The sequence below is a fragment of the Pseudomonas sp. TE36184 genome, assembly GCF_054060055.1.
This window is the reverse complement of sequence record NZ_JBSSCU010000001.1, coordinates 2,139,676-2,165,475: the sequence shown is the minus strand read 5'-3', so window position 1 is coordinate 2,165,475 and position 25,800 is coordinate 2,139,676. Positions and strand designations below refer to the sequence as shown.

Annotated in this window: 21 protein-coding genes; 16 read left to right on the top strand and 5 right to left on the bottom strand. The window is 63.1% G+C overall.

Annotation, left to right across the window (positions count from 1 at the left end):
• The first annotated feature begins 43 nt into the window (after window positions 1-43).
• Window positions 44-811, top strand: a complete 768-nt coding sequence (locus ACVWZP_RS09395; RefSeq protein ID WP_457369695.1) for a coniferyl-alcohol dehydrogenase — start codon at window positions 44-46, stop codon at window positions 809-811.
• A gap of 81 nt (window positions 812-892) precedes the next feature.
• Window positions 893-1,840, top strand: a complete 948-nt coding sequence (locus ACVWZP_RS09390; RefSeq protein ID WP_017847937.1) for a SphA family protein — start codon at window positions 893-895, stop codon at window positions 1,838-1,840.
• Here the strand turns inward: ACVWZP_RS09390 and mhpT are convergent.
• Complete coding sequence (gene mhpT / locus ACVWZP_RS09385) at window positions 1,837-3,066, bottom strand: 3-(3-hydroxy-phenyl)propionate transporter MhpT (RefSeq protein WP_457369694.1); 1,230 nt, start codon at window positions 3,064-3,066, stop codon at window positions 1,837-1,839. The two genes, ACVWZP_RS09390 and mhpT, sit on opposite strands and share 4 nt — an antisense overlap.
• A gap of 312 nt (window positions 3,067-3,378) precedes the next feature.
• On the opposite strand from mhpT, the gene ACVWZP_RS09380 reads away from it, so the two are divergent.
• Window positions 3,379-4,704 (top strand): OprD family porin, encoded by a 1,326-nt coding sequence (locus ACVWZP_RS09380; RefSeq protein ID WP_057005581.1) that lies wholly within the window; start codon window positions 3,379-3,381, stop codon window positions 4,702-4,704.
• 4 nt (window positions 4,705-4,708) lie between these two features.
• Here ACVWZP_RS09380 and ACVWZP_RS09375 read toward each other — a convergent pair whose 3' ends face one another.
• Window positions 4,709-5,197: a MarR family winged helix-turn-helix transcriptional regulator gene (locus tag ACVWZP_RS09375; RefSeq protein WP_046383963.1), complete on the bottom strand. Its 489-nt coding sequence runs from the start codon at window positions 5,195-5,197 to the stop codon at window positions 4,709-4,711.
• Window positions 5,198-5,410: 213 nt separating this feature from the next.
• On the opposite strand from ACVWZP_RS09375, the gene ACVWZP_RS09370 reads away from it, so the two are divergent.
• The 6 genes from ACVWZP_RS09370 to ACVWZP_RS09345 all read left to right on the top strand — a co-directional run bounded on the left by ACVWZP_RS09370 (window position 5,411) and on the right by ACVWZP_RS09345 (window position 13,539).
• Window positions 5,411-6,241, top strand: coding sequence for a p-hydroxycinnamoyl CoA hydratase/lyase (locus ACVWZP_RS09370; RefSeq protein WP_017847933.1), 831 nt, complete (start codon window positions 5,411-5,413; stop codon window positions 6,239-6,241).
• Window positions 6,242-6,349: 108 nt separating this feature from the next.
• Window positions 6,350-7,798, top strand: a complete 1,449-nt coding sequence (locus tag ACVWZP_RS09365) for an aldehyde dehydrogenase (RefSeq protein ID WP_017847932.1) — start codon at window positions 6,350-6,352, stop codon at window positions 7,796-7,798.
• Between the two features lie 62 nt (window positions 7,799-7,860).
• Complete coding sequence (locus ACVWZP_RS09360) at window positions 7,861-9,735, top strand: feruloyl-CoA synthase (protein WP_046383961.1); 1,875 nt, start codon at window positions 7,861-7,863, stop codon at window positions 9,733-9,735.
• Complete coding sequence (locus ACVWZP_RS09355; RefSeq protein WP_169884012.1) at window positions 9,732-10,973, top strand: thiolase family protein; 1,242 nt, start codon at window positions 9,732-9,734, stop codon at window positions 10,971-10,973. The genes ACVWZP_RS09360 and ACVWZP_RS09355 overlap by 4 nt, the downstream gene beginning before the upstream one ends.
• A 42-nt stretch (window positions 10,974-11,015) precedes the next feature.
• Complete coding sequence (locus ACVWZP_RS09350) at window positions 11,016-12,770, top strand: acyl-CoA dehydrogenase family protein (protein WP_457369693.1); 1,755 nt, start codon at window positions 11,016-11,018, stop codon at window positions 12,768-12,770.
• A gap of 55 nt (window positions 12,771-12,825) precedes the next feature.
• Window positions 12,826-13,539, top strand: a complete 714-nt coding sequence (locus ACVWZP_RS09345) for a GntR family transcriptional regulator (protein WP_017847928.1) — start codon at window positions 12,826-12,828, stop codon at window positions 13,537-13,539.
• A gap of 6 nt (window positions 13,540-13,545) precedes the next feature.
• Here ACVWZP_RS09345 and ACVWZP_RS09340 read toward each other — a convergent pair whose 3' ends face one another.
• From ACVWZP_RS09340 to ACVWZP_RS09330, 3 genes are all read right to left on the bottom strand, one after another.
• The gene (locus tag ACVWZP_RS09340; protein ID WP_017847927.1) at window positions 13,546-14,496 is read right to left on the bottom strand and encodes a PDR/VanB family oxidoreductase; all 951 of its coding nucleotides are present in this window, start codon (window positions 14,494-14,496) and stop codon (window positions 13,546-13,548) included.
• A gap of 29 nt (window positions 14,497-14,525) precedes the next feature.
• A complete protein-coding gene (locus tag ACVWZP_RS09335) occupies window positions 14,526-15,587 on the bottom strand; it encodes an aromatic ring-hydroxylating oxygenase subunit alpha (protein ID WP_017847926.1) in 1,062 nt (353 codons plus the stop codon).
• A 247-nt stretch (window positions 15,588-15,834) separates the two neighbouring features.
• Window positions 15,835-16,713, bottom strand: a complete 879-nt coding sequence (locus ACVWZP_RS09330) for a LysR family transcriptional regulator (protein WP_079443503.1) — start codon at window positions 16,711-16,713, stop codon at window positions 15,835-15,837.
• A 130-nt stretch (window positions 16,714-16,843) separates the two neighbouring features.
• Here ACVWZP_RS09330 and ACVWZP_RS09325 point away from each other — a divergent pair, with 130 nt between their 5' ends.
• The 7 genes from ACVWZP_RS09325 to ACVWZP_RS09295 all read left to right on the top strand — a co-directional run bounded on the left by ACVWZP_RS09325 (window position 16,844) and on the right by ACVWZP_RS09295 (window position 25,797).
• On the top strand, window positions 16,844-17,725 hold the full coding sequence (locus tag ACVWZP_RS09325; RefSeq protein WP_046383954.1) for a hydrolase: 882 nt from the start codon (window positions 16,844-16,846) through the stop codon (window positions 17,723-17,725).
• 183 nt (window positions 17,726-17,908) lie between these two features.
• Window positions 17,909-19,492, top strand: a complete 1,584-nt coding sequence (locus ACVWZP_RS09320; protein ID WP_046383953.1) for an ABC transporter substrate-binding protein — start codon at window positions 17,909-17,911, stop codon at window positions 19,490-19,492.
• 9 nt (window positions 19,493-19,501) lie between these two features.
• Window positions 19,502-20,443, top strand: a complete 942-nt coding sequence (locus tag ACVWZP_RS09315; protein ID WP_046383952.1) for an ABC transporter permease — start codon at window positions 19,502-19,504, stop codon at window positions 20,441-20,443.
• Window positions 20,440-21,318, top strand: coding sequence for an ABC transporter permease (locus ACVWZP_RS09310; protein ID WP_046383951.1), 879 nt, complete (start codon window positions 20,440-20,442; stop codon window positions 21,316-21,318). The genes ACVWZP_RS09315 and ACVWZP_RS09310 overlap by 4 nt, the downstream gene beginning before the upstream one ends.
• Before the next feature lie 2 nt (window positions 21,319-21,320).
• Window positions 21,321-22,946, top strand: a complete 1,626-nt coding sequence (locus tag ACVWZP_RS09305) for an ABC transporter ATP-binding protein (RefSeq protein ID WP_079443504.1) — start codon at window positions 21,321-21,323, stop codon at window positions 22,944-22,946.
• 128 nt (window positions 22,947-23,074) lie between these two features.
• Window positions 23,075-24,355, top strand: coding sequence for an OprD family porin (locus ACVWZP_RS09300; protein WP_046383949.1), 1,281 nt, complete (start codon window positions 23,075-23,077; stop codon window positions 24,353-24,355).
• 110 nt (window positions 24,356-24,465) lie between these two features.
• The gene (locus ACVWZP_RS09295; protein WP_057005587.1) at window positions 24,466-25,797 is read left to right on the top strand and encodes an aminotransferase class III-fold pyridoxal phosphate-dependent enzyme; all 1,332 of its coding nucleotides are present in this window, start codon (window positions 24,466-24,468) and stop codon (window positions 25,795-25,797) included.
• Window positions 25,798-25,800 lie beyond the last annotated feature (3 nt).

Sequence of the window (25,800 nt, the reverse complement as noted above, 5' to 3'; positions counted from 1 at the left end):
GTTTGATCCACCCATGCCTATACAAAAACAAGAGGGCTTGAACATGAACCTGCAGAACAAAACCTTGATCGTCACTGGCGTCGCTTCCGGCATTGGCGCCGAGCTGGCGCGGCTTGCGCGCTTCCAGGGGGCCACGGTGATCGGCGTTGATCGCCATGCACCGCAACTGACCCTGGATAGCTTTTTCCAGGCTGACCTGGGCGACCCTGCCAGCATCGATGCGCTGGTGGCACGCCTGCCGGCGCGCATCGATGGGCTGTGCAACATTGCCGGCGTGCCCGGTACGGCGCCCTTGCAAGCGGTGGCCACGGTCAATTACCTGGGGCTGCGGCACCTGACCCAATCGCTGCTGCCACGCATGCCGGCGGGCGGCAGCATCGTCAATGTCGCCTCGGTCCTCGGCGCGCAATGGCCGCAACGGCTGGAGCGGCACAAGGCCCTGGCCGCGACGCCAAGCTTCGAGACCGGGCAGCAGTGGCTGGCGGCCAACCCGGTGGAGCAGGACAACTGTTATCAGTACTTCAAGGAAGCGCTGATCGTGTGGAGCTTCCAGCAATCCCAGGGCTGGTTTCGCGATCACTCGGTACGCATCAACTGCGTCGCGCCGGGGCCGGTGTTTACCCCGATTCTCGGCGATTTCGTCAGCATGCTCGGGCCGGAACGGGTGGCCGCAGACAGCCAGCGCATGACCCGGCCAGCCCTGGCCGATGAGGTGGCGGCGGTGATTGCCTTCCTCTGCTCGGACGCCGCGCGCTGGGTCAACGGGGTCAATCTGCCGGTGGACGGTGGCTTGGCCGCGACCTACGTGTAGCGCTTGCAACGGCGCTAAACCCCGGCGCGGCGCTTCCGCGCCGGGGGTCTTGAACAACAACAAAAATACAGGACATCCAAGATGCTCAAGCCTATCTTGCGGACGGTTGCGGCCATGCCTTTTGTCGCACTGTCATCGATTGCACACGCTTACGACCTGCCCGGGCTCAACCTCGGTAGCACCAGTTTCTACGACGGCTCACCGGCCCCGGCCGGCCCCGGCTGGTACCTGGAGGAATACCTGACGTACTCCCGGGCCAGCCGCTTCAATGACGCCAACGGTCACAAGCTAGCGTTGCCCAGGCAGGACCTGGACGTGGTGGCGCCCACCACGCAGATCATCTACCTCGGGCAACCCCTGGCCAATGGTGCAATGCCGGGACTCACCCTGATCAACACCTCCCTGGTCCACGCAGATGTCGACGACGGTTTGAACAATGCGGCGCTGAGTTCTCGCGCCGGGTTTGGTGATGTGACTGTGGGGCCCTTCCTGCAACTGCCGACCCTGAGCCGCGCCGATGGCAGCCCGTTGTTGACCCAACGTGTCGAAGCCGATATCTCGGTGCCGGTGGGGGCCTATGACCGCAAGCGCTCGATCAACCCCGGCAGCAACTTCTGGTCATTCAACCCGTATTACGCGGCAACGTACTGGTTCAGCCCGAAGTGGTCGGCGAGCGGGCGTTTCATGTACCTGTGGAATGGCAAGAATGATGAGCCGCAGGCCGGCTTTGGGGATGTTTCCGATACCCAGGCCGGCCAGGCGTTGCATGCCAACCTGACCGTGCAATATGCCTTGAGCCAGCAACTGAGCGTGGGGGTGAACGGCTACTGGTTGAAGCAGATCACCGACACCCAGGTGGACGGGCACGCCGTGAGCGGGCGCCGGGAGAAGGTCTGGGCCATGGGCCCAGGCCTGTTATACGCCTTCAACAAGGAGAACGTGCTATCGGTGAACGCCTACTTTGAACAGCAGGCTGAGAACCGCACCGAGGGCAACAAACTGGTGCTCAATTGGCTGCACAAGTTCTAGGCTTTGGTGTGCCCGGCCGCTTCCGGGGTGGACAGGTTCAGTGGCGCCTTACGCACCATGACGGTGATGATAGCCAGCGCCGCGATCGCCAACCCGGGGGAGGTCGCCAGCAGGACGCCTGTGGTGCCCGCACCTGCGGCGAGCAGTTGTCCCGCCGCCAGCGGTCCGGCCACCGAGCCCAGCCGGCCGATGGCCACGGCCGCACCGACACCGGTGGCGCGTACCGCCGTTGGATAGGAGGGCGGTGCCGACGCATAGAGCACCAACTGCGCGGCCATGACGAACAAGCCCGCGGCGAAACCGGCGATGGCCATGGGCACGATGCCCACCGACAGCCCGACCCCGGCCAGGGCCGCGAGCAGCCCGGCATACACGAACAGCACCACTCTGAGGGCATTGCAGCGGTCCAGCAGGACACCGCCGAGCAGCGAGCCAAGGGCGCCGCCGATGTTGAACAGCATCTGCACCATGCCCGCCTGGGGTTTGCTGAAGCCTTGTTCGAGCAACAACGACGGCAGCCAGTTGAGCAGCATGTACATCACAGTCAGGGTGAAGAAGTAGCTGAGCCACAAGGCCAGCGTGGTGCCTGCGCGCCCTTCGCCGAACAGCGCCTGGCGAGTGGAGGGGCGGGCACTGAGGGTATTGTCGAGCTGTTGGCGAAAGGCATTGGACTCGGGCAGCAGCAGGATCATCAACGGCACGGCCAGCAAGGGCGCCAGGCCGCCGATGATAAAGGTGGTCTGCCAGTGTTCACTGGAAAACATCGCCACCACCGCCGCCAATGCGCCGCCCAACGGCACGCCGCAGTACATCACACTGATGGCGGTGCCCCGGCTGCGTTCGCTGACCGCTTCGGCGCACAGCGCGATCAGGTTGGGCAGCGCGGCACCCAGCCCGAGGCCGGTCAGAAAGCGCACCAACAGCAGGTTCGAGTAGCTTTCGACAAACGCGGTGCAAAGCGAGAACAGCCCGAACAGCAGCACGGCGATCACCAGGATTTTCTTGCGCCCGATTCGGTCGGCGACCCAGCCACCGAAGAACGCCCCCGGCAGCAGGCCAATGATCCCGACGCTGAACACCCAACCGAGCATCTTCGGGTCCAGGGCAAAACTCTGGCGCAACCCCGCGGCGGCGGTTCCGGCGGCTTGCAGATCGAACCCTTCGATCAGCGCAACGATAAAGCACAACGCGATAGTCAGCGTCGAACGACGCGATGGACTGTCCATGGGCAAACCTCATTGTTGTTGTTTTTGTTGTGGTGGCGAGCGCAAGTGGCTGCTGCTGATTAAGATAACAAAGATAACTAAAAAATGAATGGCGTATTAAAAATGCTAAAAACAGTAAATAAGTGCTTTGAATTCATGATGTTGTGATGCGTGTCAGTGTTCATCATAAAAATAGATAGCTTTATTAATGTTCGATTATCGGTCAGTTGCTGTTGACGAGTGCCGTCGGCTGTTTCCATTCTCTATTGGCGAAGCCGAACGGGCCGAGCGTGTGCCACCCCCAAAAACAACAACAAAAAATGGACAACGAACATGCCAAAACTCCCGATGGAGGACGCCGTTGCAGTGGCGTCCGTCTCCTGTGTGTCGAACCGCAAGCCAGGCCTGGTCATGGCGTTGCTGGCCTTGAGCGTGTTGCCCTCCCAGCTGTGGGCGGCCGGCTTTATCGACGACAGCCACGGCACCTTGACCCTGCGCAATTACTATCTGGATCGCGACTACAAGGACGACGGTGCAAAGACCGCTGCGCGAGAATGGGCCCAGGCGTTCATCCTCAACCTGGAATCGGGGTACACCCCGGGCCCGCTGGGCTTTGGCCTGGATGTGCGCGGGTTGATGGGGGTCAAGCTCGATTCTTCGCCGGACCGCAGCGGCACCGAGTTGTTGCCGGTGTCGGCCAGCGACAAGCGTGCCGCCGATGAGTACTCGCGCCTGGCGCCGACCGCCAAGATGCGGTTTGCCCAAACCACCGTGAAGACCGGTGACGTGTCGATCTTCCTGCCGTTCGCCTTTGCCAGCCCGTCGCGCCTGCTGCCGCAAACCTTTCGCGGCACCACCTTGAGCTCCAAGGATATCGACGGCCTGACCTTCAATACCGGCTATATCGACCGCATCAACAAACGCGACTCCACCAGCTACCAGGCCATGACCATCGCCTCGCCCAACCGGCGTTTCAACGCCACCGCCACCACCTCGCACCTGGCTTACGTCGGCGGTGACTACCAGGTCAACAAAGACCTCAGCCTGCGCGCCTATCACTCGCAGATAGCCGACCTCTACCAGCAGGACACCCTGGCGTTGCTGCACAATCTGCCCGTGGGCGATGGCGTGCTCACCAGCGACTTGCGCAGTTTCTTCAGTCGCGAGGACGGCAGTGCCAAGGCGGGGAACGTGGATAACCGCAACCTCTCAGCGTTGTTTGGCTACCGCCTGGGCGGTCACAAATTCAGCCTGGGCTACATGCATTCCAGTGGGGAGACGGCCACGCCCTATATCTCCGGGACGGAGCTGATGGGCATGAGCGAACTGACCATGAGTTCGGACTTTCTCAACGCCAAGGAGCGCACCTGGCAGGCGATCTACGACTATGACTTCGCGGCTTCCGGTTTACCGGGCCTGAAGGGCCGGCTGCGTTACGTGCGCGGCGATAACATCGAGCTGGCGGCATTCAACGCCGAGGATCGCAAGGAGCGCGAGTTCCAGATGGAGCTGGGCTACGTGATCCAGAGCGGCCCGCTGAAGAACGTCGGGCTGCTGGCGCGCAAGTCGATCTATCGCAATGACTTCCCGGCTGGCGCGGCATTTCGCGATGAAAACCAGACCCGTTTCCTGGTGCTCTACACCGTGGCGCTCTGGTAAGCCGTCAGTCCTGATACACCTTCTTCAGCAAGCGCAGCAGCTCTGCACGTTCCTCAGCGTCCAGGGCTGCGGTGGAGTCCAGGTCACTCTGGACGGCGATCTCTTTGAGCGCCTTGAGCAGAGTTTCGCCGGTCTTGCTGAGGAAGATCCCATAGGAGCGCTTGTCTGGTTTGCAGCGCACACGCACGGCGAGGGCGCGGCTTTCCAGCTTGTTCAGCAACGGCACCACCTGGGGCGGCTCAATCGCCAGCGCGCGAGCCAGGTCGGTCTGCATCAGGCCGGGATTCTGCTCGATGATCGCCAGGGCCGAGAACTGAGCGGGGCGCAGGTCGTGCTCGGCAAGCCGACCGATCAGGTTCTGGAACAGCTTGAGCTGCGCACGCCGTATGGCGTAACCGATCAGGTCGTCCAGGGCCGAATCCAGCGGCGCACGCCCCTCGGTGGTGTCGGGCAGGGCCAGGTTGGCGTCGGCGATGTTGGAAGGCTTGGCCATTGACAGTGCAATCCTCAGAAGGTGGAGGTTAAGAAAGCTATCTAGTTTGCCGAGGTTCGCGAGCCATGGCTATGCCGGCTTTTCATAACGCCCGAGCGGCTTAGGTTTTACAAGGGGAAAATATTGGTTATCAAGGTTAATAGTTAATTGACATAACTATATTTGCGGTTTAATTTCGAATCATCTTCCAACCAAGAACAAGAGCGTACCGTCATGAGCAATTACGAAGGCCGTTGGACCACCGTCAAGGTTGAAATCGAGGAAGGCATTGCCTGGGTCATTCTCAATCGCCCGGAAAAACGCAACGCCATGAGCCCGACCCTGAACCGCGAAATGATCGACGTCCTGGAAACCCTGGAGCAGGACCCCGACGCCGGCGTACTGGTACTGACCGGTGCCGGTGAAGCCTGGACCGCCGGCATGGACCTCAAGGAATACTTTCGCGAAGTGGATGCCGGCCCGGAAATCCTCCAGGAGAAAATCCGCCGCGAAGCCTCGCAATGGCAATGGAAACTGCTGCGCATGTACGCCAAGCCCACCATCGCCATGGTCAATGGCTGGTGCTTCGGCGGCGGCTTCAGCCCATTGGTGGCGTGCGACCTGGCGATCTGCGCCGACGAAGCCACCTTCGGCCTCTCGGAAATCAACTGGGGCATCCCACCGGGCAACCTGGTGAGCAAGGCCATGGCCGACACCGTGGGCCATCGTCAATCGCTGTACTACATCATGACCGGCAAGACCTTCGGCGGGCAGAAGGCCGCCGAGATGGGCCTGGTCAACGAAAGCGTACCGCTGGCGCAACTGCGCGAAGTGACCATCGAACTGGCGCGCAACCTGCTGGAGAAAAACCCGGTGGTGCTGCGGGCGGCCAAGCATGGCTTCAAGCGTTGCCGCGAACTGACCTGGGAGCAGAACGAGGATTACCTCTACGCCAAGCTCGATCAGTCGCGCTTGCTCGACACCGAAGGCGGCCGCGAGCAGGGCATGAAGCAGTTCCTCGACGACAAGAGCATCAAGCCCGGCCTGCAGACGTACAAACGCTGAGGCTGGCTGGCGAATGGCGGGCGCATCCCGCTGTTCGCCGCCTCACCCTGGCGCTACTGTGACATCGCTTGAATGCATTCCCCATAAAGACAATAAAGAGGAATCACCATGCTGGACGTGCCCCTGTTGATCGGCGGCCGGTCGTGCCCCGCCCGTGACGGTCGAACCTTCGAGCGTCGCAACCCGGTGACCGGTGAAGTGGTTTCGCGGGTTGCCGCCGCGACCCTGGACGATGCCGACGCCGCCGTGGCCGCAGCCCAGGCGGCGTTCCCCGGCTGGGCCGCGCTGGCGCCGAACGAACGCCGCACCCGGTTGCTCAAGGCGGCCGAGCACTTGCAGGCGCGCAGCGCCGAATTCATTGCCGCCGCCGGCGAAACCGGCGCCATGGCCAACTGGTATGGCTTCAACGTGCGCCTGGCGGCCAACATGCTGCGTGAAGCAGCGTCGATGACCACCCAGATCACCGGTGAAGTGATCCCCTCCGATGTCCCCGGCAGTTTCGCCATGGCCCTGCGTCAGCCGTGCGGCGTGGTGCTGGGGATTGCGCCGTGGAATGCCCCGGTCATCCTCGCCACGCGCGCTATCGCCATGCCGCTGGCCTGCGGCAATACCGTGGTGCTCAAGGCTTCGGAGTTAAGCCCGGCAGTGCATCGCCTGATTGGCCAGGTCTTGCAGGATGCCGGGCTGGGCGATGGCGTGGTCAACGTCATCAGCAACGCACCGGCCGATGCCGCCGCGATTGTCGAACGGCTGATCGCCAACCCGGCGGTGCGCCGGGTCAACTTCACCGGCTCGACCCATGTCGGGCGGATTGTCGGCGAACTCTCGGCGCGTCACCTCAAGCCGGCCTTGCTGGAGTTGGGCGGCAAGGCGCCGCTCCTGGTGCTCGACGACGCCGACCTGGATGCGGCGGTTGCCGCGGCAGCGTTTGGTGCCTACTTCAACCAGGGGCAGATTTGCATGTCCACCGAGCGCCTGATTGTCGATGCCAAGGTCGCCGATGCGTTTATCGCCAAGCTGACCGCCAAGGTCGCCAGCCTGCGCGCCGGTGACCCCGCGGCGGCAGATTCGGTCTTGGGTTCCCTGGTGGATGCCAGCGCCGGTACGCGCATCAAGGCCCTGATCGACGATGCGCTGGGCAAGGGCGCACGGCTGGTCGCGGGCGGCCAGTTGGAGGGCAGCATCCTGCAGCCGACCCTGATCGATGGCGTCACCGAGAACATGCGCTTGTACCGCGAAGAATCCTTCGGCCCGGTGGCGGTGTTGCTGCGCGGTGACGGTGATGAAGCACTGCTGCGCCTGGCCAACGACTCCGAGTTCGGCCTGTCGGCGGCGATCTTCAGCCGCGACACCGGGCGTGCGCTGGCGCTGGCGCAGCGGGTGGAGTCGGGCATTTGCCACATCAACGGGCCGACCGTGCATGACGAGGCGCAGATGCCCTTTGGCGGGGTCAAGTCCAGCGGTTACGGCAGCTTTGGCGGCAAGGCGTCGATTGAACACTTCACGCAATTGCGCTGGGTGACCTTGCAGAACGGGCCGCGGCATTACCCGATCTGAGCAGGCGTCGCGACATAACAATAACAAGGCGGCTGTGATCCGCCTTGCTGGAGGACACCCTTGTGAGTTCCGAATTCAGACCGCAACCCCAGCCCGCACCGCGCTACCGCGAGGTCTCCATCGGCCACGCCCCGGTGGCGGTCACTGAAGAGCAGGGCGTGCTGCATATGCGTTCCCTGGAGCCATTGGCCGAGTTGCCGGCGCGCTTGCTCGATCGTCTGGTGCATTGGGCCCGGGTGCGTCCCGAGCAGACCTTCATTGCCGCACGCCAGGCCGATGGTGACTGGCGTCGCGTCAGCTACGCGCAGATGCTTGAGAGCGTGCGGGCGATTGCCCAGGCCTTGCTGAGTTACGGCCTGTCGGCAGACAAGCCGCTGGCGTTGCTGTCGGGCAACGACATCGAGCATCTGCAACTGGCCCTCGGCGCGATGTATGCCGGTATCCCTTACTGCCCGGTGTCGCCGGCGTATTCGTTGTTGTCCCAGGACTTCGCCAAGCTGCGGCATGTATGCGACCTGCTGCAGCCGGGGCTGGTGTTCGTCAGCGATGCGGCGGCCTACCAGCGCGCGATCGACGCGGTATTGCCGGCCGAGACGCCGCTGATCTGCGTGCGCGGCCATGTGCCGGGACGCACCCAGGTCAGCTTCGCGAGCCTGCTGCAAACCCCGGGCGGCAGTGCGGCCGATCAGGCGTTCAATGCCACCGGCCCGGACAGCATCGCCAAGTTTCTTTTCACCTCGGGCTCGACCAAATTGCCCAAGGCGGTGATTACCACGCAACGCATGCTCTGCGCCAACCAGCAGATGCTGTTGCAGACGTTTCCGGTGTTCGGCGAAGAGCCGCCGGTGCTGGTGGACTGGTTGCCGTGGAATCACACCTTCGGCGGCAGCCACAACGTCGGCATCGTGCTCTACAACGGCGGCACCTTTTACCTCGACGCTGGCAAGCCCACGGCCCAGGGGTTTGCCGAGACCCTGCGCAACCTCAAGGAGGTGTCGCCCACGGCCTATCTGACGGTGCCCAAGGGTTGGGAAGAGTTGGTCAGCGCCCTGGAGCAGGATGCCGAGTTGCGTGAGTGCTTTTTTGCGCGAATGAAATTGTTTTTCTTCGCCGCCGCGGGCCTGTCGCAAAGTGTCTGGGACCGCCTCGACCGGGTGGCCGAACAGCACTGCGGAGAACGCATCCGCATGATGGCCGGGCTGGGCATGACCGAAGCCGCGCCATCCTGCACCTTCACCACCGGGCCGTTGTCCATGGCCGGCTATATCGGTTTGCCCGCGCCGGGCTGCGAGGTGCGCCTGGTGCCGGTGGACGGCAAGTTCGAAGGGCGCTTTCGCGGGCCGCACATCATGCCGGGGTACTGGCGGGCGCCGGAACAAACCGCCGAGGTGTTCGACCCGCACGGCTTCTATTGTTCGGGGGACGCGATCAAGCTCGCCGACCCGAATCGGCCGCAACTGGGGCTGATGTTCGACGGGCGCATCGCCGAGGATTTCAAACTGTCCTCCGGGGTGTTTGTCAGCGTCGGGCCGTTGCGCAATCGCGCGGTGCTGGAAGGCTCGCCGTATGTGCAGGACCTGGTGATTGCCGCGCCGGACCGCGAATGCCTGGGCGCCCTGGTCTTCCCCAGGCTCTACGAATGCCGCCGGCTGGCGGGCTTGAACGCCGACGCGAGCGACGCCGACGTACTCGCCAGCGCGCCGGTGCGCCAGTGGTTCGGCGACTGGTTGCAGCGCCTCAATCGCGACGCCACCGGCAATGCCAGCCGTTTGGAATGGATTGCCTTGCTCGACGAGCCGGCGTCTATCGACCGTGGGGAAATTACCGACAAGGGGTCGATCAACCAGCGTGCGGTGCTGCAATGGCGCGCGGCCAAGGTCGAGGCGCTGTATCGCGGTGAAGATGCTGCGATCCTGCGTGCCGAGCCCAAGCCTTGAGCGGCGTGGGGCAATATTCGGCGTTTGCCGACGTGGCGATTTACGAGGCGCTACGCACGCCGTGGGTCGACCTCGGTGGCGCCTTGTCCCTGGTCTCGCCCATCGACCTGGGGATCAAGGTCGGCCGTGAAGTCCTGGCCCGTGCCGGTATCGACCCGCTGGCGGTGGACAGCGTGCTGGCCGGCTCCATGGCCCAGGCCAGCTTCGATGCCTATTTGCTGCCGCGGCATGTCGGGTTGTACAGCGGCGTGGCGCAATCGGTTCCGGCGCTGGGGGTGCAGCGCATCTGCGCCACGGGTTTCGAGCTGTTGCGCCAGGCCGCTGAGCAACTGCGCGACGAGGTGCAACTGGCCTTGTGCGTGGCCAGTGAGTCGATGTCCCGCAACCCGATTGCGGCCTACACCCACCGGGATGGGTTTCGTCTCGGTGGCGAAGTGCAATTCAAGGATTTTCTCTGGGAAGCCCTATACGACCCGGCTCCGGGGCTGGACATGATCGCCACCGCCGACCACCTGGCGCGCCGCCATGGCCTGAGCCGCGAGGCTGTGGACCGTTACGCCTGCGCGAGCCATCAGCGTGCGTTGCAGGCGCAGCGTGACGGTGCGTGGGCTGAAGAGATCGTGACGGTCGATAACCAAGTGTTCGAGTTGGAGGGGTATCAGCCGCGTGGCATCAGCCTGGCGCGCCGCGCCGCTGCCGTCACCCAGGACAGCCACCCACGGCCCACCGACCTTGCGGCCCTGGCACGCTTGCGCGCCGTGCATGCCAATGGCGTGCAAACCGCTGGCAACAGCTGCGCGGTGGTCGATGGTGCGGCGGCAGCCCTGGTCGGGCGCGCCTCGGCCTGCCCGCGTGCGCCCCTGGCCCGGCTGCTGGCCAGCGCGGTGGTCGGTGTGGCCCCGGAGTTCATGGGCATCGGTCCGGCGCCGGCGATCCGCTTGCTGCTGCATCGCAGCGGGTTGAGCCTGGATGACATCGGCCGTTTTGAGATCAACGAAGCGCAGGCGGCCCAGGTATTGGCGGTGGCCCAGGAACTGGAGCTGGACAGCACCCGGCTCAACGTCCAGGGCGGTTCGCTGGCGGTGGGGCATCCATTGGCCGCCACCGGCCTGCGCTTGGTCATGACGCTGGCTGGGCAATTACGCCGGCACAACCTGCGCTACGGGATTGCCGCTGCGTGTGTCGGCGGTGGGCAGGGCATGGCGTTGTTGATCGAGAACCCGGCCTATCGCGGTTGAGCGTTCAACGGTGTAACTCCTTTTTATTCGATGAGGTTTGCCATGTGGAGCTATCAGGCGCCGCTGCGCGATATGCAATTTGTGCTTGAACATTGGCTGCAAGCCCCCCAGGCGTGGAGCCATGTTCCGGCGTTCGAAGCGCTGGACATGTCTCTCGCCGTTCAAGTGTTGGAGGAAGCGGCGCGCTTCAGCCAGGGGGTGCTGGCGCCCCTGAACAGTAGCGGCGATCGTCAAGGCTGTCGCTGGAACGCCGGCCAGGTCAGCACGCCGGACGGTTTCGCCGAGGCCTATCGCGCCTATGTCGACGGTGGCTGGCCGGCCTTGGCGTGCGCTGAAGGGCAGGGCGGCCAGGGGTTGCCGCAACTGCTCGACGCGGCGCTGCAAGAGATGCTCTACGCCAGCAACCACGCGTGGGCCATGTACACCGGGATCGCCCACGGTGCCTACCTCTGCCTCAAGACCCACGCCGCGCCCTGGTTGCAGGCGCGTTACTTGCCCGAGATCATCAGTGGGCATGCCTTGCCCACCATGTGCCTGACCGAGCCCCAGGCCGGCAGCGATGTCGGGTTGCTGCGCTGTCGCGCGACCCCCGAGGGCGATGGCCGTTATCGCCTGCAGGGCAACAAGTTGTTTATCTCCGGCGGCGAGCACGACCTCACGCCCAATATCCTGCACCTGGTACTGGCGCGCCTGCCCGATGCGCCGCCGGGCAGTCGCGGCCTTTCACTGTTCCTGGTGCCCAAGCGACTGGACGACGGCCAGGCCAACGCTGTGCATTGCGACGGCATTGAACACAAGATGGGCATCAAGGGCAGCGCCACGTGCTCGCTGGTGTTCGACGGCGCCATAGGCTGGCTGATCGGCGACGCCAACCGCGGCCTGGCGGCGATGTTCGTGATGATGAACTCGGCGCGCCTGCATGTCGGCCTGCAAGGCCTGGGGCATGTCGAGGCGGCTTGGCAGAACGCTGCGCAATACGCCGCCGAGCGCGTGCAAATGCGTGCGCCGTCGAGGCCGCAAGGGGTATCGACCCAAGCGGCTGACCCTATCCGTTATCACCCGGCGATGCGCCGCGTGTTGCTGGAGTTGCGCACGGCCAGCGAGGGGATGCGGGCCATCGGTTATTGGGCCGCGCATTTGCTCGATCAGGCCGAGCATGACCCGGACCCGCAAGCGCGAGCGTGCGCCGGTCAACTGGCGCAGTTGCTGACGCCGATCATCAAGGCGTTTTTCACCGAGCAGGGTTTCCGTCAGGCGAGCAATGCCTTGCAGGTCTTCGGCGGTTACGGCTACGTCGCCGAGTTCGCCATCGAGCAAACGCTGCGCGACAGTCGCATCGCGATGATCTATGAGGGCAGCAACGAGATCCAGGCCAATGACCTGCTGCTGCGCAAGGTGCTGGGCGATGAGGGGCGAGCCTTCGACTTGCTGCTGGCAGTGCTGCGCACCGAGGCCGGGCAGGGCGGCCAATGCGCCGCGTGTGCAGGTTTCGCCGACGCGCTGGGCAGCCTGTGTGACGCGCTGGCCCGTGTGGTCGAGGCCATACGTGAACGGGCGCTGGAAGACAGCGAGTACCCCTATCGGGCCGCGCCGGACTTTCTCCAGTTATGCGGCGTGGCCCTGCTGGCCCTGGCATGGGCGCGGGCCGCTCGGGTTTCCCGGGCATTGCCCGAGGACGATCCGTTGCGCGCCGCCAAGCTGCAAAGCGCCGGGTTCTTTTTCGATTACCTGCCGTCCCGGTTGGCGCAGCACCTGGGCGCGATAGACGCGGCACGCGCGGCGTTGGCGTTCGTCTGACGCGGTCGGATGCTTGCGGTACTATGGCGACCCACGTTTTCTGGAAGTTGCCTGGATGAGTAAACCCGGTCAATTGGTGCTGGTTGCACTGCGCAAGATGATCGCCAGCGGCGAGTTGGCGGCGGGCGAGCGGCTGATGGAGATTCCCACGGCGCAACTGTTCGGTGTGTCACGCATGCCCGTGCGTATGGCGTTCCGTACCCTCGAGCAGGAAGGGCTGCTGGTGCCGTTTGGCGGGCGTGGGTATCAGGTGCGTTCGGTCAGCCCGGACGACATTGCCGGCGCCGTCGAAGTGCGTGGCGTGCTCGAGGGCCTGGCTGCGCGTCAAACCGCCGAGCGCGGGTTGTCCGACGCGGCGCGTGCCACGCTCGAGCGCTGCCTGGTGGAAGGCGATCAACTGTTCGACAAAGGGTACGTGACCGAGGACGACCTTGAGGTCTATCACGACCTGAACATGCGCTTTCACCGCGTCATTGTGGAAGGCAGCCACAACCCGGCGATCGCCGACGCACTGGCACGCAATGATCACCTGCCGTTCGCATCGGTCACCGCGCTGGCGGTGGATCGCGACGACATGGTCCGCGAATACCGGCGTTTCAACTATGCCCACATGCAACATCACTCGGTCTTCGATGCCCTGGTCAATCGCCAGGGCGCGCGGGCCGAAGCGATCATGCGCGAGCACGCCAACGCGACCTTGCGCTATGCCGAGATCTTCGGTTCCGCGACCGCCAACGCGCGGATGAAGGTCATTTTGCCCACGGCGTGACGCCTTTCAGAGATCGAGCACCAGCAGCGGGGTTTTCGCGCGCGAGCAGCAGGGGGTGAACTGGTCGTTCAGCGCTTGTTCCTGCTCGGTGAGGAACAGGTCGCGGTGCTCCGGTATGCCTTCGAGCACGCGGGTCAGGCAGGTTCCGCAAATCCCTTGTTCGCACGACACGGCAATCTCGATACCGTGGCTTTCCAGGACCTGGACCACGCTCCGGTCGGCGGGTACGTCGAAGACCTGGCCGCTGCTGGCGAGCTTCACCGAAAACCCTGCGTCGAGGCTGCTGTCCAGCGGCGCCGCAGCGAAGTATTCGCGGTGCAGGCATTCCTCCTGCCAGCCCTGGGCCCGAGCGCTGTCGAGCACATGCTGCATGAAACCGCCGGGGCCGCACACATACAGGTGGACGTTGGCGTCGGGCGCCGCCAGCACCTGGGCGGTGTTCATTGCCGTATGGGGCTGCTCGTCGAAATGCAGGAACACGCGTTCGGCGAACGATGAGTCCTTGAGGCGTTGCACAAAGGCGGCGCGTTCACTGGCGCGGGCGCAATAATGCAGTTCGAAGTCAGCTCCGACATGGGCCAGGCGCTCGGCCATGCACAGGATCGGGGTGATGCCGATGCCGCCGGCGAACAGCAGACTGCGTCGGGCTTCGTGCGCCAGCGGGAACAGGTTGCGCGGTTCGCTGATCTGCAGGCGGGCGCCCTTCTGTATGTGTTCGTGCAGGCAACGGGAGCCGCCACGGGAGGCCGGGTCGTTGAGCACGCCGATCAGGTAGCGATGCCGTTCTTCCGGGTGATTGCACAGGGAATATTGACGGACCACGCCGTCGGGCAGGTACACGTCGATATGCGCGCCAGCGCTGAAGGCCGGCAGCGCCTGGCCATCGACGCGGGCCAATTCAAAGCTGCAAATGTCCTGGGCTTCGTTGTTGCGGGATACCACCACCACATCGATCATGTTCAGTCCTCGTAGCGTTAGCGCACGGTTCAGGCGCGGGTCGTGGTGATCAGTTGCGGCGCGAGGGCGCGCTCCTTGGCGATCAGCCGTTCGAGGACCTTGCGTGACTGCACGCCACCGGCATCGATATTGAGCTTGAGCAGATTGCGCGTCGGGTGGGCCAGCAGGTTCTGTTGCTGGCGTTCAAGCATCTCCAGGTCTTCGCTGAAAATCTTGCCCTGGCCTTCGCGAATGCTGGCGGTCAGTGCCTGGTCCTGAGGGTTGAAGTTGCGCGCCATGCCCCAGAAGTACCAGATCGACGTCTCGGTTTGCGGGGTGATGAAGTCCACCACGATGCTCGCGGCCTTGTGCTCGGGCGCGGCGTGGTAGCCGCCCTTGCCGGCGTGGGCCACGCCGACTTCGATCAGCACATGGCTGGGCGGGGTGAAGCGGCAGATCTGCCAGCGGTCCACCGGCACGTCATCGGCGAGGTTATTGCCACGCAGGGCCATGCGCCAGAACGGCGGGGCCATGATGTTTTCCATGTGGCGGGCGGTGACGACTTCATCGCCTTCGACCGTGGTCACGGGCGGCGCTTCGTCGATTTCCTTCTGGCCGATGCTGGAGGCGTGGACGTAGGTTTCGTGGGTCAGGTCCATCAGGTTGTCGATCATCAGGCGGTAGTCGCACTGGATGTCAAACAGACCGCCGCCATAGGCCCACTGGTCGCTCACGGCCCATTCCAAGTGGTGGATCAACGCCGGGTCGGCCTGGGCCTGATCGCCGGGCCACACCCAGATGAAACCGTAGCGTTCCACCGCGGCGAAGGTCTTGTTGCAGGGAAACCCGCGCACCCGCTGCCCGGGCATTTCGACGGTCTTGCCGTCGTCCCCCATGACCAGGCCATGGTAGCCGCAGACCAGCTTGCCGTTCTCCACATAGCCCAACGAGAGCGGCGCGCCGCGGTGCGGACAGAAGTCCTCGACAGCCACGACGGCGCCTTCCAGCCCGCGATAAAACACCATTTTTTCCCCGCAGATCTGCCGACCCAGCGGCTTTTGCGCGATTTCATCGGGGGTGCAGGCGACATACCACGTGTTCTTGGGGTACATGGTGACTCTCCAGGCGAGTGATTGTTCTTATTTAATGGATCCATTAAATGAAGTGCGTCACTTGGAGTCAATCTGTGGTTCGGCAATGTCGAGATTTATTTGGGCGATTATCGATCACTTTTTATTTACTGGATCCATAATGCGCGCTTGCCTGGCTGCCACGCCGTGCGGCCCGAGCACCTCGTCGCTCTCGCTGGACAACGCCGGCGTGACGGCGCGGAGCGTTTGCAGGGCCCTGGGCGCAGGCTCACTCGGTGTTTGTCGCCATCAGAAAGTTGCGCACTTCACCGGTGATATGGCTTTTGCTGCCTTGTTCGAGGATGCCGACGGTTCGCTGCTCCACCGCACCCGGCAACGCCAGGACGCGCAGCTGTGGGTCGTGTTGCCAGTCGAAGTTTCTGAGCAGCGGAATAATCGCGATGCCGACGCGTTGTCGGACTAGTTCCGCGATGCCGATGATTGAGTTCAGTTCAAGGATCTGCTTGGGCTCGATCGCTTCCCGTCGGAAAAAGCGCTCCACTTTTCGGCCCACGGCGGTGGTTCTGTCATAGCGAATGAACGGCTGTGTCCTGAGCAGTTCAATGGCATCGTCGGTGCCCTGCGAGTGGGTTGCGCTGACCAACAACACCAACGGTTCTTCGTACAACCTTGTCCAGCTCAAGCCTTTGAAGTCCTGGCGTGTGGCCTCGATCAAGAGCGCGGCATCCAGTTCTCCGGTGAGAACCCGGTGCGCCAGTTCGTCCGAGCGCGCGGTCACCAGGGTGACGGACACCTTGGGATAAACCTCCTTGAGCCTGACCAGGCAGTTGGCGAGCAAGCCCATTGCCGAGGTGATCCCGCCGATCGTCACATCGCCTTCCATCGTGAGGTCAGTATCGTCGCCGGCGACCATGGCCGCGTAATCGTCGACCAGCTTCTTGGCTTTGGGCAGCAACAGCAGGCCTTCACGGTTGAGCTTGACCTGACGTTGGCTGCGATCGAACAGAGGGCGCCGGATCTCATCCTCGAGCGCACGCATTTGTTGCCCGACGGCGGCATTGGTCAGGGACACTCGATCTGCTGCGGCAGCAAAACTGCCGTATTGCGCGACGGCAATGAAGGTTTTCAGAAAACGGATGGTACTCATTGGGTGTTTCCGACGGGTTCAGTGTCAGGGATGGTAAAGGGTTTGTTTATGTTGGATAAAGGTAATTTAGATTTTCTTTCGTCTGGCGCGGCAGAATACTGGACGCTGTTCTGGAAGCAGCGATGACCCTATGAAAAGCCAGTCGAATGAAGCAATCAATCCCGCCGCCGATGCAGTGGCGAGCCAAGCCGCCAAGAGTGTTTATCACCTCGGTGCCACGACGGTGTACTCGCACACTGCCGATAGCCGTTTTGCCTACACGCTGTATGTACCCGCCTCGATTGAGGACCCTGAGCGCCCGGTCGACCTCGTGGTGTCGTTGCACGGCTCAACCCGGGCCATGGAAATCTACCGCAATGGCTTCGCCGAATTTGGTCGTTGGAACGATTGTGTGATTCTGTCGCCACTGTTTCCGGTGGGGGTGCTGGGAGATGGCAACGGCGACGGTTACAAGCAATTGGTGGAAGGCGATATCCGTTACGACCAAGTCCTGCTGGACATGGTCGCCAGCGTCGGCCAGAAGTACAACCGCCGCTTCGATACGTTCGCCCTGTTTGGCTACTCCGGTGGCGGACAGTTCAGCCACCGGTTTTGTTACCTGCACCCCGAGAAGCTGTGGGCCGCCTCGATCGGTGCGCCAGGCTCGGTGACCTTGCTGGACCCCAAGCAGAATTGGTGGGTCGGTGTGCGCGACTTCGAGACCCGGTTTGCCAAGCCACTGGACCTCGACGCCCTGCGTCAGGTGCCGATTCATATGGTGGTGGGCGAGGCCGACCTCGAAACCTGGGAAATCACTCACCGCGAAGGCGGCAAACATTACATGCCCGGCGCCAATAGCGCCGGTTGCACGCGGCCTGAACGGCTGGCGGCACTCAAGGCGAGTTTCGAGGCTCAGGGGGTCAAGGTGCGTTTCGATGTGCTGCCCAATGTGGCTCATCAGGGGATCAAGGCGATGCCGGCCGCCCAGGACTTTTTCGCCGAGGTGTTGCGAGTTCGTCGCGGCCGGCGTTGATCGATACCGCTGTAAAGAGGTGCAAGGGGCGCAATTGACGTCCCTGATGATTGCGTTGGTATCTGACAAAAGTACGCGCGATCGGTTGCTATAAAAATAATCACGACCTACTCATTCCGCTCCCGGCCCTGCCCATGGCTTAGTCCATCGACCGGAAAATTTTGTTCAAGGAGTCTTTCTCCCATGCATCACTACGTCAAAAAAGCCCTGTATTTCGGCGTGCCGACCCTCAGCCTGTGCCTTGCCGCCCTTACTCTGCAAGCCGGCGAACCGAGCCTGATCAAGGTTGGCTTCAACGGTGATATCCGCAGCACTGAACCTGGGGTCAATCGCGATGAAAACTCCGATGCGTTCATCATGCACATCGTCGAAGGTTTGGTGGCCTACCGCGAAGATGCGTCAGTCGGGCCGATGCTGGCTAAAGACGTCACGATCTCGGACGACGGGCTCACCTATACCTTCACCCTGCGTGAAGGGGTCAAGTTCCAGAACGGCAAGCCCCTGACCGCCGAGGACGTGAAGTGGACCTGGCAGCACTACCTCGACCCGAAAACCCAATGGCGCTGCCTGCCGGAGTTTGATGGGCGCGGGGTCTCGAAAATCCTCGACATCTCGGTTCCGGAACCGCTCAAGGTGGTGTTCCGCATCGATAAGCCCAACGGCGTGCTGCTGGCGACCATGTCCCGGCCCGACTGTGGCGGCAGCGGCATTGTGCATCCCGATTCGGTCGCGGCCGATGGCACCTGGATCGCGCCGATTGGCACCGGTCCGTTCACCCTCGGTCAGTGGAAGCAAGGCCAGTACGTCGAGTTGAACCGCTTCAAGGACTACACCCCGCGCGCCGAAGCGAAGCCAGACGGCTTTACCGGGAACAAGCAAGCGTTCGTTGACCGCGTGCGGTTTGTGGTCATCCCGGACGCCGCCTCGGCCAAGGCCGCACTGCTTTCCGGCGGTGTCGACGTACTGCCGGACGTGACCGCAATGGATGAGGCGGAGTTGAAAAATGTCCCCGGCATGCAGGTACGCACCAGCCCGGTGATGACGCTCGGCGGGCTGCTGTTCCAGACCCGTGACCCGTTGCTCGGCGACGTGCGTATTCGCCGCGCCGTGGCGCTGTCGCTGGACTATTCGCAGATGGTCGCAACGCTTTCCAATGGCCTGTCCACCGTCAACAACTCGATCATTCCGACCACCAGCGCGTATTACGACGCGACGGCGCATACGGGTTACCCCTACGACCTCGACGAGGCCCGGCGCCTGCTCAAAGCGGCGGGTTACCACGGCCAGCCGATCAAGCTGATCGTCAACAAGCGCTACCCGCAGATGTTCGACATGGGCGTCTTGAGCCAGGCAATGCTCCAGGCTGTCGGGGTGAATATTGTGCTCGAAACCCTGGAGTGGGGCGCCCAACTGGAGCGTTATCAGAGCGGCAACTTCCAGATGATGGCGTTCTCGTATTCGCCACGCTTTGACGCGGCGCTGAGCTATGAGTCGGTGACGGGGAACAAAGACAAGGAACCGCGCAAAGTCTGGGACAACCCCAAGGCACTGGTGTTGTTGCGTGAAGCCCAGAGCGAGTCCGTCGCGCCAAAACGTCAAGCGCTGTTCGATCAATTGCACACGCTGATGCTGGCCGATGTGCCAATGGTGATGATTTACAACGGCACCAGTATCGGTGTCGTAAAAGCCGGCATCGAGGGCTATCGCTCCTGGCCGATCTCTAAACCGCGCCTGTGGGGCGTGTCGCTGGCGGCAACATCAAAGTAGGGCGTTCCCATGTTTCGATTCATATTGCATCGGCTGGGGATGGCTGTGCCCACCCTGTTGCTGATATCGGTGATGGTGTTTGCACTGATCCGCTTCATCCCCGGTGACCCTGCGTTGTTGATGCTGGGCGACATGGCGGATGCCCAGAGCCTGGCACAAATGCGCAGTTCGCTGGGGCTGGATCACTCGGTGGTGACCCAATACCTGATCTGGATAAAGTCAGTGCTCAGCGGTGACTTGGGGTTCTCCATCAGCACGCGACAAGCCGTATTGCCGCTGTTGCTCGAGCGCTTCAGTGTCAGCGCGACGATTGTACTGGTAGCGGTTGCGCTGGCCACGCTGATTGCCGTGCCGGTGGGCCTGTTTGCCGCCTGGAAGCAGAACAGCGCCATGGACCTGGGGCTGGTGGCCGGCGCGACGTTGTTGTTGTCGATTCCCAGTTTCTGGCTCGGCCTGCTGCTGCTGTACGCCTTCGGGATCAAGCTGGGCTGGCTGCCGGTGGTGGGTTACGTGACGTTTGCGGATGATCCGCTCAAGGCGATCACCTATCTGGTGCTGCCGATTGTCACCCTGACCCTGGTGGAGTTTGGCGCCATCGCCCGCATGGCCAGGGCCAGCACGATTGAAGTGCTGCGCCTGGACTATATCGCCCATGCCCGCGCCAAAGGCTTGTCCGAAGGTGCGGTGCTGTGGCGCCATGCCTTGCGCAACGCCTTTGCGCCGACCTGGACGTTGGTGGGCTTGATCCTGGGCAACCTGCTCGGCGGCATTGCGGTGCTGGAAACGGTGTTCACATTGCCGGGTGTCGGGCGCCTGATGGTGGACTCGATCTTCGCCCGGGACTATCCGGTGTTGCAGGGCTGCTTGCTGCTGATTACCTGTATCTACGTGCTCGTCAACCTGTGTGTCGACCTGCTGTATCCGCTCTTCGACCCGAGGGTGAAGTTATGAGTGCCAAGCGAACGCTGCCAGCTGAGCCGGCGCGGAGTGTCGCGGCGCCGGCCCGACGCGCCTGGCGTTACCCGCCACTCAACGCCCTGATCGGCGGGGGCTTGTTACTGGTCCTGATCGGCATGGCCTTGCTCGGCCTGGTCTGGACGCCCTACGAGCCGTTGCGCCTGGACTTGCTCGCGCGGTTCCAGGCGCCGAGTGCGGCGCACTGGCTGGGCACCGATGAGTTCGGTCGCGATGCCTTGAGCCGGATGATGATGGGGGCGCGCACCAGCCTGTGGATCAGCCTGCTGTCGGTGAGTTTCGCAGTGGTGGCCGGAACGCTGATCGGCATGCTGGCCGGTTACCTGCGCGGCTGGACCGACCGGGTGCTGATGATGCTCAACGACGCCTTGCTGGCATTCCCCGGGATCCTCATGGCCCTGGGGATCATGGCGATCATCGGCGCCAGCCAGTACGGCATCGTTCTGGCCTTGGGGATCGCCTATACGCCGTCGGTGGTGCGGGTGGTGCGCGGCAGTGTGTTGTCGCTGCGCGAACTGGAGTTTGTCGAAGCCTCGCGAGTGATCGGCAACTCCGAGTTCTACACCATGCTGCGGCACATTGCGCCCAATTGCCTGGCACCGTTGTGTGTGTTGGCCACCAGTATGTTCGGTTGGGCCTTGCTCTCGGAAAGCGCCTTGAGCTTCCTCGGGCTGGGTGTACCGCCACCGGCGGCCACTTGGGGCAGCATGTTGGCGGCCAGCCGGCCTTATATCGCATCGGCTGCCTGGCTCGGGATCTTCCCCGGCCTCTTCATCAGCCTGGCACTGCTTGCCATCAACCTGTTCGGCGATGCCCTGCGCGATCGTCTCGACCCGCGCATGAGGAAATGATCATGACTGTTCCTACTGCCTTGCTGTCTGTGCAGCACCTGAAAATCCGTGCGGGCGTGCAAGGCCAACTGGCCGTCGACGACCTGAGCTTCACAATGGCCCCGGGCGAAATCGTCGCCCTGGTGGGCGAGTCGGGCAGCGGCAAAACCATGGCCGCACGCGCAGCGATTGGCTTGCTGCCGGCGCCGATGCAGGTGTGTGGCGGACGTATCGAGTTCAAAGGCGTAGCGCTCGACAGCCGCGACGCTCCCGCGATGCGGCGGGTGCGTGGCGCGCAGATCGGCATGGTCTTCCAGGAGCCGATGGTCTCGCTCAACCCATCGTTGACCATCGGCCGGCAAATGAGTGAGGCCCTCAAGCTGCACACCGACCTGGACGCGGCCGAAATCCGTCGGCGTTGCCTGCAGATGCTGCAACGCATCGGCATCAAGGACGCCGAGCGTTGCCTGGCGTCATACCCGCACCAGTTTTCCGGCGGTATGCGCCAGCGCATCATGCTGGCCTCGGTGATGCTGCTGCGTCCTGCGTTGTTGATCGCCGATGAGCCAACCACGGCCCTGGACTGTCTGGCGCAGTTGGACGTCATCGAGCTGATGCTGGAGCTGACCCGCGAGCAGGGCACGGCGATTCTGTTCATCAGCCATGACTTGTCGCTGGTTGCGCGTTATGCCCACAAGGTAGTGGTCATGCGCAACGGCAAAGCGGTCGAGCAGGGCGGCATCCAGGAGATTCTGCTGGCACCGCGCGCCGACTACACCCGTCAGTTGCTGGAGGCCTTGCCCAGCCGCGGCGTGCTGGCGCCATTGCCGCCCGCCAACGGGCCGTTGCTCGAAGTCCGAGGCGTGTGCATCGAGCACCCGGGGCCGCGTTCGTTCTGGGGCAAAAGCCTTCCAAAACGCGTGGTGCATGGGGTGGACCTGAGCATCGCGCCTGGCGAAACCCTGGCCCTGGTTGGCGGCAGCGGGTCAGGCAAGACTACCTTGGGGCGGGCGGTGGTGGGGTTGGTCAACCCCTGCGCCGGGGCTATCCGCTTCAAGGGCGTGGACATCCTCAAGGCCGCGAACCGCGTACACCGGTTGCAGTGCCAGATGATTTTCCAGGACCCGTATTCCTCCCTCGATCCGCGCATGAAAATTGGCCAGATTCTGGCTGAACCCCTGCGCCACGAGCCGGGCATGAGCCCCGCGCAACGTCGGCAGCGTGTCGCCGAAACGCTGGTGGATGTCGGGCTTGCCGAACATTTCGTCGAACGCTTTGCCCACCAATTATCCGGTGGGCAGCGTCAGCGCGTGGCAATCGGGCGGGCACTGGTGCGACGTCCGCAGTTGGTGATTGCCGACGAGCCGATTTCGGCGCTGGACATGACCATTCAGAAACAGATTCTGGAGCTGTTCGAACGCTTGCAGAAACAGTACGGCTTTGCCTGCCTGTTCATTTCCCATGACCTGGCGGCGGTAGAGCGTATCGCCCATCGCGTTGCCGTGATGAACCAGGGCGAAGTGGTCGAGATCGGCGACCGCGACGCGATTTTCGACACGCCGCAACACCCTTACACCCAGCAGTTGTTGGCTGCCGCCAGCCCGCTGGAACGACTGGCTGGCGGAGGCTATCGCATCCGCACGCGCTAGGCATTGCTTCACCCAGGACCTGAACGCTGTCCCGCCTCGCGTCAATCGCCGATTGACGTGACGGGCAACGCCATGCCCGAAGAAAACAAAAACATCACCCAACCCCCGTACTGCCAGGAGCCAGCACCATGAAAAACACCATCACCCATGTCGTCACCGGAGCAGGTCTGATCGGCGCCGGTTTACTGCCTGCGTTCGCTCAGGCGGATTTCATCAAGGACAGTCGTGCGTCACTGGAACTGAAAAACTACTACTTCAACCGCGACTACCGCGAAGGCACTGGCCAGTCCCAGCGCGCGGAATGGGCGCAGGGCTTTTTGCTTAACCTGCAGTCGGGTTTCACCGAAGGCACCGTCGGCTTTGGCCTCGACGCCGTCGGCATGCTCGGCTTGAAACTCGACTCGAGCCCCGACCGTTCAGGTTCAGGCCTGCTGTCGCGCAACAGTGAGCCAGAACCGGGCAAACCCAGCTACGCCCGGCGCGCGCACGACGAGTACTCCAAGTTTGGCGTGACCGGCAAGGCGCGCTTTGCCCAGAGCGAGTTGCGGGTCGGCTATATGGTCCCGGACCTGCCGACATTGCAACCCAACCTCAGTCGCTTGTTCCCGCAAAGCTTCAGCGGTACCGCGTTGACCTCCAAAGACCTCAGCGGGCTGACGATCAGTCTCGGCCAGTTGGACAAGGTCAAGCAGCGTGACTCGACCGACTACGAGGACATGGGCCTGACCAGCCAGTCCGGGGCCTACAAAAGTTCGGCCAAAAGTGACCGGTTTCGTTACGCCGGCGCGGATTACAAGCTCGGCGCGAGCACCTTGGCCAGCTACCAGTGGGCGCAACTTGATGGCCTGTACAAACAGCAATACCTGGGTCTGAAAAACAGCTTCGGCCTCGGGCCCGGGACGGTGAAAACCGACATCCGTTACTTTGATGCCAGCCAGGATGGCGCGGGGTTGGCGGGCAAGGTGGATAACCAGGCGCTGAGCACGCGCATCGGCTACAGCCTGGAGGGCCACAGCCTCAGTGGCGGCTATCAGGCGCAATACGGCACGACGCCGTTCACTTACGTCGACGGCACTAACACCTACCTGTTCACCGAATACCAATTGAGTAACTTCTCCCAGACCGGGGAGCGCACCTGGCATGCCCGCTATGACTACGACTTCGCCGCGCTGGGGGTGCCCGGGCTTCTGTTTTCGACGCGCTATGCCAATGGTGACAACGCCAAAGTCAAAGGCTTCCAGGGCGAGGGCCGCGAGTGGGAACGCGACTTTAGCCTCGGCTATGTGGTGCAGAGCGGGCGCCTGAAAAACGTCTCGCTGCGTTGGCAGAACGCGAGTGCGAAAAGCAACTACACCCGTGACACCAACGAAAACCGCCTGATCCTGGGCTACACCCTGGCGCTCTGGTAGGCGTCGATGCCATGCACTGCCGTAGGCGCCGGCTTGCCGGTGCCTACAACCGATCTGCGTTGTGCTGTGCGGATTGAGGTTTTTTCATCACCGATCATCAAGGAGCGCCCATGAGCGATCTTTCCGGCAACACCCCTACGTCCCAGGCCGCCTCGGCGTTTTGGGCGCCGTTCACACCGATGCGCCAGTTTCAAAAGCAGCCGATGATGTTCGCCAGCGCCGAGGGCATGCATTACACCACCACCGATGGCCGCCGCATTCTGGATGCCATGGCCGGTCTGTGGTGTGTGAATGCGGGTCACGGCCAGGCCCGAATTGTCGAGGCGATTCGCGAATCGGCCGGGCGCCTGGACTTCGTGTCCTCATTCAAAATGAGCCATCCCCACGCGCTGGAAATGGCTGAGCGCTTGATCGCCATTGCCCCGGCCGGCATCGAGCAGGTGTTCTTCACCAACTCCGGTTCCGAAGCGGTCGACACCGCGCTGAAGATTGCCCGGGCCTACCATCAGGCGCGTGGCGATTGCCGTAGGACCAAGTTCATCGGGCGTGCCAAGGGCTATCACGGCATGGGGTTCGGCGGCCTTTCGGTGTCTGGGCTGGGGCGTCAGAAGCGCGATTTCGGGCCATTGCTGGGGGAGGTCTCGCACCTGCCCTTGCCGTATGACGCGAGCATGCGCTTTACCGCGGGCCAACCGGCCACTGGCGTCGAATACGCCGATGCGCTGACGCAGCTGTTGGAAGTGCAAGACCCGAGCACGGTGGCGGCGGTGATCGTCGAGCCGGTCACCGGTTCCGGCGGTGTCTATCCGCCGCCACAGGGGTATTTGCAGCGGCTGCGCGACATCTGTACTCGGCACGGCGTGCTGCTGATCTTCGACGAAGTGATCACCGGTTTCGGTCGTGTCGGCGCAAGCTTCGCCGCGCAGGCGTTCGGCGTCACTCCGGACCTGATCACCACCGCCAAGGGCCTCACCAACGGCGCGGTGCCGATGGGCGGCGTGCTCGTCAGCGGCCGGGTCTATGAAGCCTTTATGGCCGGCCCGGAGAACGCTATCGAATTGATGCACGGCTACACCTATTCCGCCCATCCGCTGGCCTGCGCGGCCGGCCTGGCGACGCTGCGGGTGCATGAGGAATTGGGGATCAACCAGCACGTGCTGGCGGTCAGCGATCTCTGGCAAGCGGCCGCGTTGTCGCTCAAAGGCGTCGGGCCGGTGGTGGATGTCCGCGCGATTGGCTTGCTGTGTGCTGTCGAGCTGCAAGCGTTGCCAGCCGCGCCGGGTGTCAGGGGCGCGCAAGTGGCGCAGTGGTGTTTCGATCACGGCGTGCTGGTACGGGGCTCGGGTGACACCATCGTGATCTCGCCGCCGCTGATTATTTCCCCGGAGCACATCGCGCAGGTATTCGAAACCTTGCGCGAGGCGTTATGCCAGGTTGCGTGATTG